The sequence below is a fragment of the Kitasatospora arboriphila genome (assembly GCF_039528095.1).
Taxonomy (GTDB): Bacteria; Actinomycetota; Actinomycetes; order Streptomycetales; family Streptomycetaceae; genus Kitasatospora; species Kitasatospora arboriphila.
The window spans coordinates 50,552-64,704 of record NZ_BAAALD010000046.1; the positions used below are offsets into that span (position 1 = coordinate 50,552).

The window sequence follows — 14,153 nt, forward strand, 5'->3', positions numbered from 1 at the left end:
TTGAAGCCAACCGGGACGGGCCGCCACGACTGGTGCGACCCACGGCCGCCACGGCCCCGGCCGGGGCGATCGACCAACGGACGGCGCCGAGCGCCCGCACTCCTGCAGACGGGCGAAATCCAGGGAGAGGCGCCTCTGCGGCTGGCAGATGCGGCCCTAGGCTCGCCGCGTGAAGCGAATCCCGGGCCGTCCCGCCCTGCGCCTGGCCGCGGCCGGTGCGGCCGTCCTGCTCGCCCTCGCAGGCTGCGGTTCGGACCCGGCCCCGTCCGCCGGGTCCACCGGTCCGGCGGCCTCCGCGTCCGTCTCGGGCACGGTCACCGTCTTCGCGGCCGCCTCGCTGAAGGAGGCCTTCACCGAACTGGGGCGGAGGTTCGAGGCGGCCCACCCCGGCAGCCACGTGGTGCTGAACTTCGCGGGCAGCGACGCCCTCGCGGCGAGCATCGTCGCCGGCGCCCCCGCGGACGTCTTCGCCGCGGCGAGCCCGGCCACCATGAAGACCGTCAGCGACGAGGGCGGGACGGCCGGCGATCCCGTCACCTTCGCCCGCAACCAGCTGGAGATCGCCGTCGCACCGGACAACCCGCAGCAGATCACCACCCTGCAGGACCTCGCCCAGCCGGGCCTCAAGGTGGTGCTCTGCGCCCAGCAGGTGCCCTGCGGCGCCGCCGCCCAGAAGGCCCTCGCCGCCGGCAACGTCCAGCTCACCCCGGTCAGCTGGGAGCAGGACGTGAAGGCCGCCCTGACCAAGGTCGAACTGCGCGAGGCCGACGCCTCGCTGGTCTACCAGACGGACGTGAAGGCCGCCGCGGGCAAGGCGGACGGCGTGCCCTTCCCCGAGGCCGCCCGCGCGATCAACGACTACCCGATCGCCGTCCTCGCCCACGCCCCCAACACCGCCGGCGCCCACGCCTTCGTCGCCCTCGCCGAATCCCCCGAGGGCCGCCGGGTCCTCACCGACGCCGGCTTCCTGAGCCCGTAGGGCGTCGAGGGCACTCGGGAGGTCACCCCGGGGGCGCCGCGTCGGGGGCACCTCCCGGCCGGCTCCCGGGCCGTCGGCGGCGCCGCGGGGACGGCGAGGGCCCCGCCGGGGACGGCGGGGCCTTCGGTCACTCCGGGGAGTGCGGGGTGGTTCAGCCGAGGGAGGCGATGGCGTCGTTGAAGGTCTTCGACGGGCGCATCACGGCCGCAGCCTTGGTGGTGTCGGGCTGGTAGTAGCCGCCGATGTCGGCCGCCGAGCCCTGGACGGCGATCAGCTCGTCGACGATCGTCTGCTCCTGCTCGGACAGCGCCTTCGCGAGACCGGCGAACGCCTGGGCGAGCTCGGCGTCGGCGGTCTGCTGCGCCAGCTCCTGGGCCCAGTACAGGGCCAGGTAGAAGTGGCTGCCGCGGTTGTCGATGCCACCGAGGCGGCGGCTCGGCGACTTGTCCTCGTTGAGGAAGCTGCCGGTGGCGCGGTCCAGGGTGTCGGCCAGCACCTGGGCGCGGGCGTTGCCGGTGGTGGTGGCGAGGTGCTCGAAGCTGACGGCCAGGGCGAGGAACTCGCCGAGGCTGTCCCAGCGCAGGTAGTTCTCCTTGACCAGCTGCTGGACGTGCTTCGGGGCGGAGCCGCCGGCGCCGGTCTCGAAGAGGCCGCCGCCGTTCATCAGCGGGACGACCGACAGCATCTTGGCGCTGGTGCCCAGCTCCAGGATCGGGAAGAGGTCGGTCAGGTAGTCGCGCAGCACGTTGCCGGTGACCGAGATGGTGTTCTCGCCGCGGCGGATGCGCTCCAGCGAGAACGTGGTCGCCTCGACCGGGGAGAGGATCTCGATCTGCAGGCCCTCGGTGTCGTGCTCCGGCAGGTACGCCTTCACCTTGGCGATCAGCTGGGCGTCGTGCGCGCGGCCCTCGTCCAGCCAGAAGACGGCCGGGTCGCCGGTGGCGCGGGCGCGGGTGACGGCGAGCTTGACCCAGTCGCGGATCGGGAGGTCCTTGGTCTGGCACATCCGGAAGATGTCGCCGGCGCCCACGACCTGCTCCAGCACGACGGCGCCGGAGGCGTCGACGACGCGCACGGTGCCGGTGGTGGCGATCTCGAAGGTCTTGTCGTGGCTGCCGTACTCCTCGGCCTTCTGCGCCATCAGGCCGACGTTCGGGACGGAGCCCATGGTCGCCGGGTCGAAGGCGCCGTGGGCGCGGCAGTCCTCGATGACGGCCTGGTACACGCCGGCGTAGCTGCTGTCCGGGAGGACGGCGAGGGTGTCGGCCTCCTGGCCGTCCGGGCCCCACATGTGGCCGGAGGTGCGGATCATGGCCGGCATGGAGGCGTCGACGATGACGTCGCTCGGCACGTGCAGGTTGGTGATGCCGCGGTCGGAGTCGACCATCGCCAGGGCGGGGCCGGCGGCGATCTCGGCGTCGAAGGACGCCTTGATCTCGGCGCCGTTGGCGAGCGCCTCCAGGCCCTTGAAGATGCCGCCGAGGCCGTCGTTCGGGCTGAGGCCCGCGGCGGCGAGGTCGGCACCGTAGGTGGCGAAGGTGTTCGGGAAGAACGCGCGCACGACGTGGCCGAAGACGATCGGGTCGGAGACCTTCATCATGGTGGCCTTGAGGTGCACCGAGAACAGCACGTCCTCGGCCTTGGCGCGGGCGACCTGGGCGGTCAGGAACTCGCGCAGGGCGGCGACGCGCATCACCGAGGCGTCGACGACCTCGCCGGCGAGCACCGGCACCTTCTCGCGGAGCACGGTGGTGGAGCCGTCGTCGCCGTGCAGCTCGATGCGGAGGTCGCCGGCCTCGGCGACGACCGCGGACTTCTCGGTGGAGCGGAAGTCGTCGACGCCCATGGTGGCGACGTTGGTCTTGGAGTCGGCGCTCCAGGCACCCATGCGGTGCGGGTGGGCCTTGGCGTAGTTCTTCACCGAGGCGGGGGCGCGGCGGTCCGAGTTGCCCTCGCGCAGGACGGGGTTGACCGCGCTGCCCTTGACCTTGTCGTAGCGGGCGCGGGTCTCGCGCTCCTCGTCGGTCTTCGGGTCGTCCGGGTAGTCCGGCAGGGCGTAGCCCTGGGCCTGCAGCTCGGCGACGGCGGCCTTGAGCTGCGGGATGGAGGCCGAGATGTTCGGCAGCTTGATGATGTTGGCGCCGGGGGTCTTGGCCAGCTCGCCGAGCTCGGCGAGGGCGTCGTCGATGCGCTGCCCCTCCTCGAGACGCTCCGGGAAGCTCGCGATGATGCGCCCGGCGAGGGAGATGTCGCGCGTCTCCACCTTGACGCCCGCCGTCGAGGCGTACGCCTGGACCACGGGCAGGAAGGAATACGTTGCCAGGGCCGGGGCCTCGTCAGTGTGCGTGTAGATGATGGTCGAGTCAGTCACCGGGTACTCCGCTTCACGTGTACAACGTCTCGACGTCAAGATATCTCGTCCGGGACCCTTTCCGACACCGCCCCCCGGATCGAGTTCTCCCGCGGCACCGGAGGCGGCCCGCCGCACGAGGAGTCCGCCGCCACCCTATGACCGTTCCGCGGCCACCGCGCCGCGGCCGCGCCGGGGCCCGGACACTGCTGCGGAGTGCCCCCCTCCGGCGCCCGGCGGTGCCATCATCGGGTCATGACGGGATCACCGGACGCGTTCGGGCACGGGGACGGCACCCGGCGGCGCTGGGCGGCACGCCTGGCCTTCGCCGCCGTGGGCAGCGCGGCGGTGGTGCTGCTGATCGTCGGCGGGCTGAAGTCGCTGGCACTGATGATCGCCGGAGTGGCCGCGCTGGCCGTGGCCGTCGCCGGCCTCTGGTGGGCGCTCACCCACCGCGGCACCCGGCGCCTGCTGGCGCTCGGTCTGGCCGCCGGCGCGGTGGCCGCCGTCCTGGTCGGGTACGCGCTGGTCGACCTGCTGTGGGCCGTGCTGCTGGTGCTGGCGCTGTGGGCGGTCGCGGTGGCGGCCGGGAGGTCCGCCCTGTCCCGCGGCACCAGCAAGCCGGTCGAGCACCGCACGCCGGCGCCCGCCCGACCGTTCCTGATCATGAATCCGCGCTCCGGCGGCGGCAAGGTCGAACGGTTCGGGCTCGCCGAGCGGGCCCGGGCGCTCGGCGCGGAGGTCGTCCTGCTCGACCCCGGGCACCACCAGGACGTCGCCGAGCTGGCCCGGGCCGCGGTGGCCCGCGGGGCCGACCTGCTCGGGGTCGCCGGCGGCGACGGCACCCAGGCGCTGGTCGCGGGCGTCGCCGCCGAGCACGGCGTGCCCTTCCTGGTGATCTCCGCCGGGACGCGCAACCACTTCGCGATGGACCTCGGCCTCGACCGCACCGACCCGGGCACCTGCCTGGACGCCCTCACCGACGGCGTGGAGGTGCGCATCGACCTCGGCCTGATCGGCGACCGGGTCTTCGTCAACAACGCGTCCTTCGGCACCTACGCGGCCGTGGTGCAGAGCCCGGCCTACCGGGACGACAAGGTGCGCACCGTCCTCGACATGCTGCCCGACCTGCTGACCCACCAGAGCGGGCCCCGGCTGGTGCTGCGCGCCGGCGGCACCGCGGTGGACGCCCCGCAGGCCGTCCTGGTCAGCAACAACCCGTACGCGCCCGGCGACGCGGGCGGGCTGGGGCGGCGTCCGCGGCTGGACACCGGGGCGCTCGGGGTGCTCGGGGTCAAGGTCGACAACGCGGCCCAGGCGGTCGGCCTGCTGCGGGGCGGCAGCGCGACCGGGCTGACGGCGCTCGCCGCCCGCGAGGTGGTGGTCGACGCCGACGCCCCCGAGATCCCGGTCGGGGTGGACGGCGAGGCGCTCGTCCTGCCGACCCCGGTGGTCTGCCGGATCCGTCCGGCCGCGCTGCGGGTGCGGGTGCCGCGGCACCGGCCCGGCGTGCCGAGCGCGCGGCCGCCGCTGGACTGGCGGCGGCTGCGGGAGATCGCCTTCCCGCCGCGCGAGTCCGCCGGCTGACGCCCCGGCTCCCCGCAGACCGCGCGGGGCTCCCGCCCGGGTCCGGTGCCCGGGTCCAGTGCCCGGGTCCAGTGCCCGGGTTCAGTGCCCGGGTTCAGTGCCCGGGTTCAGTGCCCGGGTTCAGTGCCCGAGGGCGGCCTTGGCCGCGACGATGATCAGGCCGAGCAGCAGGTTGGCCACGCCCTCGCCGACGGCCATCCGGCGGGACGCGCCGGCCCGGACGGCGCCGAGGGTCGCCCAGGTGACCTGCTGCGCCACCGCTACCGCGAGCGCGAGCCAGGCCGTTCCGGCGAGGTCGAGGCCGAGCAGCGGGCTGACCGCCACCGCCACGGCCGGCAGTACGGCGGCCTCCGCGATGGACCACTCGTGCCCGGCCACCCTCCGCAGCTCCCGGCGGTCGATGGCCTTGCCGACGATCCGCTCGCCGGCGACCTGTGCGTAGACGTGGGCCGCCCAGAAGACCACGCCGGTGACCAGCAGCAGTCCGATCAGTTGCAGCCGCGGGAAGTCCCCGGCCGTGCCGGCGGTCGCGACGACGGACGCGGCGAGCAGCGAGCCGTACACCGCACCGGCATAGTCCGTCCGTCCGGCGTGGGGCCGTTCCTCGTGCACGGGCCGCCCGGTCGGGGCGGGAGTACTGGTCACCCGACCCAACATAGGCGCGCGAACCGGACATTCCGGGGAGCGACGCTGCCCTCCCGCCGGCCCGGATCGGTCCGGCGGGTGCGGTCGGGGGCCGGCGCCGCCCCGCTCGGCGCCGGTCCGGCGGGTCAGCTCGTCGAACCGAGAATCGCCAGTACGACGAGTCCGATGAGCGCCAGCGCCCAGGCCCACCAGGTGTCCTTCAGGTCCATGTGCATCCTCCCGGGAGTGTTGCGCCGATCAGAGCACTACTGTGACGGACGGTCAACACTTCTGACAGAGGGTCGCGGCCGATCACCGGAACAGACCGCCGCGGCGGCCGCTCAGCCGGCCGGGTCGACGAACTCCGGCTGGTCGAGGACGCGCAGCCAGCTCCCGTCGGGCTGGCGGCGCACCACCTGGGCGCGCGCCCCGGCGCCGTCCCGCGGCGGGGTCGAGGTCAGGGCGACGTCCCCGCTGACCAGGGTCGGCAGCGGCGCCTCCGGCTCGAAGTGCGGGCGGTTCGCCAGCACCCTCTCCCAGAGTGCCCGGATCGCCTCCCGGCCAACCGTGAACGACCCCGGAGGATAGGCCAGCACGGCATCCTCCGTGTACAGCGCGGCGACCCCGGCGGCGTCGCCGGCGTTGGAGCGCTCGACGAACAGACGGGTGATGTCCTCGGGCCGCGCGGCCTTCTCGTAGCCCTCGCAGCCCTCGTGGTCGGTCCGCTGCTGCTCGGTCTCCGGCATGACGCCCTCCCGGTGATTGATCCGTTCCTGGGTTCCGCGGCCGCCCTCCGGCCCGGTGCTTCCAGCCTCGCCCCGCAGTGATCAGAAGTCCAACAGCTGGACCTGCTGGAAGCTAGAATCAGCAGTCATGGAATTGCGGCAGCTGGAGTACTTCGTCGCGGTGGCGGAGGAGCAGAGTTTCACCCGGGCGGCGGAACGGGTGCACATCAGCCAGTCCGGGGTCAGCGCCCAGATCCGACAGCTGGAGCGGGCGCTCGGCGCGGAACTCTTCGACCGGTCGGCGCGGGCCGCGACGCTCACCGTGGCGGGCAAGGCGGCCCTCGACCACGCCCGTGCCGCGCTGGCGTCGGCGGCGGCCGTCCGGCAGGCGGTGGGCGAGGTGACCGGCCTGATCCGGGGGCGGCTCACGGTGGGCATGGTCGTCGGCTGCACGGTCACCCCGCTGTTCGACGCGCTCGCCGCCTTCCACCGGGCCCACCCGGGGGTGGAGATCACGCTGCAGGAGGACAACTCGGAGCGGCTCGCCGACGCCGTGCGCAGCGGCACCGTCGACCTCGCCCTGGTCGGCACGGCGACCGCCGCGCCGGAGGGCCTGGAGGCCCTGACGATCGTCAGCGAACCGCTGGTCGCGGCCGTCCCCGCGGACCACCCGCTGGCCGGGCTCGGCCGCCTCGCGCTGGCCGACATGGCGGAGCACGCGGTGATCTGCATGCCACGGGGCACCGGGATCCGCACGGTGCTGGACGGGGCGTGCGCCGCCGCCGGCGTCCGGCCGGCGATCGCGCTGGAGGCCGGGGCGGCGGACGCCGTCGCCGACCTGGCCGCGCGGGGCCTCGGGGTGGCCGTGCTCAGCGCCTCGATGGCCGCCGCGCACGCGGACCGGCTGACCGCCCTGGCGATCGAGGACGCCACCGAACCGGCCCTGCTCGCGCTGGTCTGGCGGCCCGCGCACGGCCCGGCCGTCCGCGAGGCCGTCCGCGCGTGCCGCCGGGCGTTCGCCGCGGGGCCGGCCTGACCTGCACCCCTCGTGGTGCACCCGCGACCTTCGCGGACGTGCCCCGGGCCGGGTTCTCACGGATCGTCATCCGATCACCGCGGGCACGGGGGCAGACAGCGCGCCTACCGCCGGGTACGATCCCGGACACCGTAGTTACCAGTCAGTAGCTTCCGGCCCGGTCCCCTTGCGGCTCGGTCCACCGCGACTGCCCGAAGGAGTTGCCATGCCCGTACTCGACCGCCAGGACGACGTCTTCGTCCTCGACCTCGGCGACGGCGAGAACCGCTTCCACCCCGACTGGGTCGCCACCGTCGACGGCCTGCTGGACGAGGTGGAGAAGGCCGAGGGCCCGCGCGCCCTGGCGACCACGGCCACCGGCAAGTTCTACTCCAACGGCCTCGACCTGGACTGGCTGTTCGCCAACACCGACCGGGCGCTCGAGTACGTGTCCTCCGTCCAGGAACTGCTGGCCCGGATGCTGACCCTGCCCGTGGTCACCGTCGCCGCGCTGCAGGGGCACACCTTCGCGGCCGGGGCGATGTTCTCGCTGGCGCACGACTTCCGGGTGATGCGCGGCGACCGGGGGTACTGGTGCCTGCCCGAGGCCGAGATCAACATCCCCTTCACGGCCGGCATGTCGGCCCTGATCCAGGCCCGCCTCCACCCGGGGACGGCCCACGAGGCGATGGTCACCGCCCGCCGCTACGGCGGCCACGACGCCCTCGCCGCCGGCATCGTCGACCGCACCGCCGACGAGGACTCCCTCCGCCGCACCGCCCTCGACCTCGCCGCCACCCACACCACCAAGGCCGGCCCCACCGTCGGCACCATCAAGACCCGGATGTACGGCCCCGCCCTGGCCGCCCTCCGCGAGAAGGACATCCCCCTCGGCTGACCCGCCCCACCCGGCCGGAACGTGAATACCGGTCGCGGCGACCGCGGACCGGCCGGGGAGCTCGGCCCGTGCACCTGAAACTCGACGGGGTCACCCCGGTACCGCGCATGATGCTGATCAGCGAGTTCCTGCTCCACGCCGACTTCCGGGTCGTACTGGACCGGGCGGTGTTCGTCGCGGCGGGCGACCGGCTCGCCCACGAGGACGGCGACCTCGCGGTGACCCGCCCCTGCGGGGAGCAACGCAGGCACCCGACCCGGGACAGCCACTGGATCTGCCGCTGAGGCGCCGGGCGCGGCGACCGCGGGCCGGCCGGGAAGCTCGGCCCGGAATCCGCCGTTCTCCCGACCCGCCGCCGCGGCACGGCAGCACCGGAAAATCCGTTCAAAAAGTCCGCCCGGCCCGGCCCCGAACGCCCCCTTCGAGGCCCCTCGCGGGGGCGTGAACGGCAGCGGGCGGGCGCGGCGGGGTGCCGCCCCGGCCGGCCCTTCCGCGGGCCCGCCACGAGCCCTACGCGACCCCACCGCACCTGCCCTGACCTGGCCTTTCTTCGCCCGCGGGAGTAATCTGACGACCTGTCGGAAGGGGGCCGGATGGACCGGACCGTACGTACTGTGGATGACGTTCTCGCTCTCCTGGACGGGCTGTTCGCCAGCCGGGACGGCCGGTTGGCCACCGGGGACGGCGCGGGCTACTGGGACCGCTTCTACGCCGACCGGTCGAAGCCCGTCCCGTTCTTCGCGGACAAGCCGGACGAGAGCCTGGCCGCCCACGTCGACCGGGGGCCGATCGCTCCCGGCCGGGCCCTGGACCTCGGGTGCGGGCCGGGGCGCAACGCGGTGTTCCTGGCGTCCCGGGGGTTCGAGGTGGACGCGGTCGACTTCTCCCCCGCCGCTCTGGCGTGGGCCGGGGACCGGGCGCGGGAGGCCGGCGTCGAGGTCCGCCTCCTCTGCGGCGACGCCTTCCGGCTCGCGGGAACGGAACTGACCGGCCCGTACGAGCTGGTGGTGGACTCGGGGTGCTTCCACCATCTGCCGCCGCACCGCCGCGTGAGTTATCTGGCGCTCCTCGCCGGGGTGTTGGCGCCCGGCGGCCACCTCGCGCTGACCTGCTTCGCCGCCGGCGCGATGGGCTCGGAACTCTCCGACGCGGACCTCTACCGGGAGGGCCGGCTGGGCGGCGGCCTCGCGTACACCGCGGAGTCGCTGCGCCGGATCTTCGCGGACCTGACGGAGGTCGAGCTGCGCCGGATGAACGACGAACCGGCCGACTCGCCGCTGTTCGGCGAGGCGTTCCTGTGGACGGCGCTGTTCCGCCGCGACGCACCGGCGCACCCCGAGGGCCGGCCTCAGCCGGCGGCGGTGTCGAGGCGGGCGGCGATCGCGTCGAGGAGGAGTTCGAGCGCGGTGGGGTAGCCGCTGCGCCGCATGTCGACGGCGAGCAGGGGCGCGGTCGCCGCGATGTTGGGGTGCGTGTCGGCGGAGAGGGTGCCGTAGTTGGCGTGCCAGACGGCGAGGTCGGCGGCCTGGGCGGCCGCGGGGAGGGCGAGGGCGGCGGCGTCCAGGGCGGCGAAGCCGAGCGCCTGGTCGACGAAGGCGTGGTAGATCCGCACCGCCTCGCCGTCCGGGAGTCCGGCGGCGCGCAGCACGCCGAGGATCGCCTCGACCACCCGGACTTCGTGCTCGCGGCCGGTGGTGCGGTGCGCGGCGAGCACGGCGGCCTGCGGGTGGGCCTGGTAGCAGGCGTGGATCCGGCGGCCGATCTCCCGCAGGTCGGCACGCCAGTCCCCGGTGGCCCGGTAGCCCTGCTGGGCGCGGCCGATCATCTCGTCGGTGAGGGCGAGCATCAGGGCGTCGGAGCTGTGGAAGTAGCGGTAGATCGCGCTGGGGTCGGCGCCGAGGGCGGCGCCGAGTTTGCGCACGGTGAGGGCCTGGGCGCCCTGCTGGTCGACGAGGTGCAGGGCCGTCTCGACGATCGTCCGCTCGGAGAGCACGGTGCCCTGGCGGGTGGGGCGCCTGCGCCGGCGGCGGTCTTCCGGTACCACGCGTTCGGTCATGGCCGGGGAGCTTATGACAACAGCATTGACGTGTGAAGTGCCCGGCCGGTTTCATTCCGGCCACCGGCACAGCGCCACCGGTCACCGGCTCTGCCGGGCCTCCGGCGTCCTCCCTCCCCGCCGGTCACACCCCCACAGTTGAGGCGGTACTCCCTTGGCATCACCGCTCAAGCCCTCCGGCCGCACCGCGGGCTCCCCCACCGCGGCCGCCCCCCGTACGACGATGCGCAGGTCGGTCGGCATCGAGGGCGGCGTCGTCATCGCCGCTTCGACGACCGCGGCGACCACCAGCATCGGCATCGGCCTCGGCCTGATGGCGGGCGTGGTCGGCCTGCACCTGCCGGCGCTGATGCTGCTGGCCTTCCTGCCGGTGCTCGCCATCGCGGGCGGCTACGGCCGCCTCAACCGGGTCGAGCCGAACGCGGGCAACAGCTACAGCTGGATCGGCCGCACCCTCAACCCGTGGCTGGGCTTCCTCTCCGGCTGGGTCAACATCGTGGGCACGGTCGTCTTCCTCGCCTACACCACCGCCGTGACCGGCTCCGCGGTGCTGCAACTGCTCGGTCTCGCCGGGCTGCACCGGATCGGCGGTCTCGCCCTGGACCCGGACTCCACGCTGCAGACCACCGTCATCGGGCTGACCGTGCTCGCCGCGGCCACCGCCGTCGCCGTCCGCGGGCTGGACCTCTCCGCCCGGCTGCAGAAGTACCTGCTGATCTTCGAGTACGCGGTGCTGCTGGTCTTCTGCGGATACGGCCTCTTCGCCGGCGACCAGCCGTTCTCGCTCGACTGGTACAACCCGTTCACGATCCCCTCGCTCTCCGCGCTGGCCCAGGGCATGGTGCTCGCGGTGTTCTGCTACTGGGGCTTCGAGTCGGTGTTCAGCATCGGCGAGGAGGTCCGCGACCCGCGGGACGCCTCGCGCGGCGGCTTCGTCGCGCTGACCGTCGTCATGCTGCTCTTCCTGCTCGCGGGGACGGCCTTCCAGCGGGTGCTGCCGCTCTCCGAACTGGCCGACAACGGCGCCCAGGGGCTGACGTACTTCGGGGCGAAGCTCGCCGACCAGCCGCTGGCCGCGCTGCCGCTGGTGGCGCTGCTGTTCTCCGCCGCGGCCTCGCTGCAGGCCGGCATCATCCCCACCGCCCGCGGCATGTTCGCGATGGGCCGCGACGGCACCCTCGGCCCGGTGTGGACGCGGCTGCACCCCCGGCACGGCACCCCGGCCGTCGGCACCGTGCTGATCGCGGCGGTCGCGACCGTCCTCGCCCTGCTCTCGCCGGCCATCCCCACCGTCAGCGACCTGATCTCGGCCGCGGTCAACGCCAGCGGCATCCTGGTCGCCCTGTACTACGCGCTCACCGCGCTCGCCGCCGCGGTGCGCTTCCGCGGCCTGCTGCGCACGGCGCCGTGGGAGGGGCTGCGGGCGGTGGTGGCGCCGCTGCTGGGTGCGGTCGTGCTGCTCGCCGTCGGCGGCTACCTGGTGTGGACCTTCTGGTCCTCCGCCGACCACCTCGAACTCAGCGCCGACAACGGCTGGTTCCAGCTGCTGGTGCCCGGCCTGATGGTCGGCACCGGCCTGCTGGCGGCCGCGTGGGCGCGCTGGGTGCGCCGCTCCCCGTACTTCGACCGCCGCTCGCCGGACCCCGCCGCCGAGCCGCTCCTCGAACCGACCGTCTGATCCCGGTCCGGGCCTGCCCGCCGCAGGCCCGGACCGCACCACCCCCTCTCCACCCGCGGCGCCGCCGCCCGAGCACTGGAGCACCACCCATGGCCCAGGCCGATCTGGTCTTCACGAACGGCCCCGTCCACACCAACGACCCGGCCCGCAGCCGGGCCACCGGCCTCGCCGTCACCGCCGGGCGGATCACCGCCGTCGGCCACGACGAGGTCCGCGAACTGATCGGGCCGCGCACCCGAGTCGTGGACCTGCACGGCCGGTTGCTGATCCCCGGCTTCCAGGACGCGCACGTCCACGCGGTGTACGGCGGGACGGAGCTCGCCGAGTGCGACCTGTCCGGCACCACCGGCGTCGACGAGTACCTGCGCCGCGTCCGCGACTACGGGGCGGCCCGCCCGGAGCGGGAGTGGATCACCGGCAGCGGCTGGTCGATGGAGAGCTTCGAGGGCGGCCTGCCGAGCCGGCAGCTGCTCGACTCCGTCTGCGCCGACCGCCCGGTGTTCCTGCTGAACCGGGACCACCACGGCGCCTGGGCCAACACCCGCGCCCTGGAGCTCGCCGGGCTCACCGCCGACACCCCGGACCCGGCCGACGGCCGGATCGAGCGCGAGGCCGACGGCACCCCCAGCGGCGTGCTGCAGGAGGGCGCGACCGGCCTGGTCTCGCGGCACGTCCCGCCGAGCACCGCCGCCGACCGGCTGGCCGGCCTGCTGCGCGCCCAGAAGCTGCTGCACTCGCTCGGCATCACCGGCTGGCAGGACGCCCTGCTCGGCGTCTTCAACGGCCAGCCCGACGTCTCGGACGCCTACCGGACGGCCGCCCTCGACGGCACGCTCACCGCCCGGGTCACCGGCGCCCTCTGGTGGGACCGCGGTCGCGGCGCCGAGCAGATCCCCGAACTGGAGGCGCGGCGCAAGGAGTTGAGCCGCGGCCGGTTCCGCGCCGGAGCGGTGAAGATCATGCAGGACGGCATCGCGGAGAACTTCACGGCCGCCATGACCAGCCCCTACCTCGACCGCTGCGGCTGCGCCACCGCCAACAGCGGGATCAGCTTCGTCGACCCGCTGCGGCTGCGCGAGCACGTCACCGCCCTCGACGCCCTCGACTTCCAGGTGCACTTCCACGCCCTCGGCGACCGCGCCGTGCGCGAGGCGCTGGACGCGGTCGAGGCCGCCGTCGCCGCCAACGGCCGGCGCGGCAACCGGCACCACCTCGCCCACCTCCAGGTCGTCCACCCCGACGACCTGCCGCGCTTCGCCCGGCTCGGCGCGATCGCCAACGTCCAGCCGCTGTGGGCCGCCCACGAGCCGCAGATGGACGAACTCACCATCCCCTTCCTCGGCCCCGAACGCGCCTCCTGGCAGTACCCGTTCGGCTCGCTGCTGCGCGCCGGCGCCACGCTCGCCGCGGGCAGCGACTGGCCGGTCAGCAGCCCCGACCCGATCGCCGGGCTGCACGTCGCCGTGAACCGGTCCGAGCCCGGCGCCACCGACGGCCGGGTCTTCCTGCCCGAGCAGCGCCTCGACCCGGCCACCGCCCTCGCCGCGTACACCGCCGGCTCGGCCCACGTGAACGGCCACGACGACGCCGGCAGCCTGCGCCCCGGCCACCTCGCCGACCTGGTCGTCCTGGACCGCGACATCCTCACCGCACCGCCCGCGGAGATCGCCGACGCCCGGGTCGAACGCACCTACGTCGGCGGGGAACTCGTCCACCTGGCCGGCTGACACCGGCGGCCCCCGGTGCGCCCGGCCGGCGCACCGGGGGCTGTCAGTGATCGCCACTAGCTTTCTCAGCGTCCCGCCGATCCGGCGCGGCACACCCCCGGACGCAAGGAGAAGGTGCATTGTCTGCCTGGGAGGAGTCGAGCACGGCACGCGTGGTGCCGCCCGCGCGGCCGCGCAAGCTCGCCAAGGTCCCGTTCGTCGAACTGGCCGACGGCCGGCTGCAGGGCGTGGTGTCCAGCGGCTCCGACATCGAGCGGGTCTACGTGTCCTCGGTCGCCGCCGGCGACTTCGCGTTCGCCTGCAGCACCAACAACAACCGGCCCTGCGGCGGCGCCCGCGGCTCGTTCTGCAACCACATCGGCGCGCTGATCACCGAGGCGGTGCTGCAGTACGGCGCCGGGCGGGTCGCCCGCTACCTGCGGGTCGAGGCCGCCGTCGACGCGGCGGCGATCGCCGGGGCGATGCGGGCCGCCCTGCCGCCGGACGCGGACCGGGCGGGCGCCGCCCCCGTGGT

12 protein-coding genes and 1 pseudogene are annotated in these 14,153 nt (G+C 74.4%); 9 read left to right on the forward strand and 4 right to left on the reverse strand.

Annotated elements, in window-relative coordinates; genetic code table 11:
• The first annotated feature begins 169 nt into the window (after window positions 1-169).
• Window positions 170-979 (forward strand): molybdate ABC transporter substrate-binding protein, encoded by an 810-nt coding sequence (modA, locus tag ABD353_RS22970; protein WP_344625536.1) that lies wholly within the window; start codon window positions 170-172, stop codon window positions 977-979.
• A gap of 151 nt (window positions 980-1,130) precedes the next feature.
• Here the strand turns inward: modA and ABD353_RS22975 are convergent, their stop codons facing one another.
• Window positions 1,131-3,350 (reverse strand): NADP-dependent isocitrate dehydrogenase, encoded by a 2,220-nt coding sequence (locus ABD353_RS22975; protein ID WP_344625537.1) that lies wholly within the window; start codon window positions 3,348-3,350, stop codon window positions 1,131-1,133.
• A gap of 234 nt (window positions 3,351-3,584) precedes the next feature.
• Here ABD353_RS22975 and ABD353_RS22980 point away from each other — a divergent pair, with 234 nt between their 5' ends.
• Window positions 3,585-4,916, forward strand: coding sequence for a diacylglycerol/lipid kinase family protein (locus ABD353_RS22980; protein WP_344625538.1), 1,332 nt, complete (start codon window positions 3,585-3,587; stop codon window positions 4,914-4,916).
• A 120-nt stretch (window positions 4,917-5,036) separates the two neighbouring features.
• Here the strand turns inward: ABD353_RS22980 and ABD353_RS22985 are convergent, their stop codons facing one another.
• Window positions 5,037-5,561, reverse strand: coding sequence for a hypothetical protein (locus ABD353_RS22985; protein ID WP_425555229.1), 525 nt, complete (start codon window positions 5,559-5,561; stop codon window positions 5,037-5,039).
• A 320-nt stretch (window positions 5,562-5,881) separates the two neighbouring features.
• Window positions 5,882-6,286 (reverse strand): YybH family protein, encoded by a 405-nt coding sequence (locus ABD353_RS22990; RefSeq protein WP_344625539.1) that lies wholly within the window; start codon window positions 6,284-6,286, stop codon window positions 5,882-5,884.
• Between the two features lie 127 nt (window positions 6,287-6,413).
• Between ABD353_RS22990 and ABD353_RS22995 the strand changes: the two genes are divergently transcribed.
• The 4 genes from ABD353_RS22995 (at window position 6,414) to ABD353_RS23010 (ending at window position 9,593) form a co-directional block, all read left to right on the forward strand.
• Window positions 6,414-7,301 (forward strand): LysR family transcriptional regulator, encoded by an 888-nt coding sequence (locus ABD353_RS22995; protein WP_344625540.1) that lies wholly within the window; start codon window positions 6,414-6,416, stop codon window positions 7,299-7,301.
• 205 nt (window positions 7,302-7,506) lie between these two features.
• On the forward strand, window positions 7,507-8,178 hold the full coding sequence (locus ABD353_RS23000) for an enoyl-CoA hydratase-related protein (protein ID WP_344625541.1): 672 nt from the start codon (window positions 7,507-7,509) through the stop codon (window positions 8,176-8,178).
• 68 nt (window positions 8,179-8,246) lie between these two features.
• Window positions 8,247-8,462 (forward strand): hypothetical protein, encoded by a 216-nt coding sequence (locus ABD353_RS23005; RefSeq protein WP_344625542.1) that lies wholly within the window; start codon window positions 8,247-8,249, stop codon window positions 8,460-8,462.
• A gap of 309 nt (window positions 8,463-8,771) precedes the next feature.
• A complete protein-coding gene (locus tag ABD353_RS23010; protein ID WP_344625543.1) occupies window positions 8,772-9,593 on the forward strand; it encodes a class I SAM-dependent methyltransferase in 822 nt (273 codons plus the stop codon).
• On the opposite strand, the gene ABD353_RS23015 is transcribed toward ABD353_RS23010, so the two are convergent.
• Complete coding sequence (locus tag ABD353_RS23015; RefSeq protein ID WP_344625544.1) at window positions 9,527-10,234, reverse strand: TetR/AcrR family transcriptional regulator; 708 nt, start codon at window positions 10,232-10,234, stop codon at window positions 9,527-9,529. The genes ABD353_RS23010 and ABD353_RS23015 overlap by 67 nt on opposite strands.
• A 223-nt stretch (window positions 10,235-10,457) precedes the next feature.
• Between ABD353_RS23015 and ABD353_RS23020 the strand changes: the two genes are divergently transcribed.
• The 3 genes and pseudogenes from ABD353_RS23020 to ABD353_RS23030 form a co-directional block, all read left to right on the forward strand.
• Complete coding sequence (locus ABD353_RS23020) at window positions 10,458-11,912, forward strand: APC family permease (RefSeq protein WP_344625549.1); 1,455 nt, start codon at window positions 10,458-10,460, stop codon at window positions 11,910-11,912.
• An 89-nt stretch (window positions 11,913-12,001) separates the two neighbouring features.
• Entirely contained in the window at window positions 12,002-13,639 is a 1,638-nt protein-coding gene (locus ABD353_RS23025) for an amidohydrolase (RefSeq protein WP_344625545.1), read from the forward strand.
• A 119-nt stretch (window positions 13,640-13,758) separates the two neighbouring features.
• Window positions 13,759-14,153, forward strand: a pseudogene (locus tag ABD353_RS23030) (hypothetical protein); the annotation flags it as partial.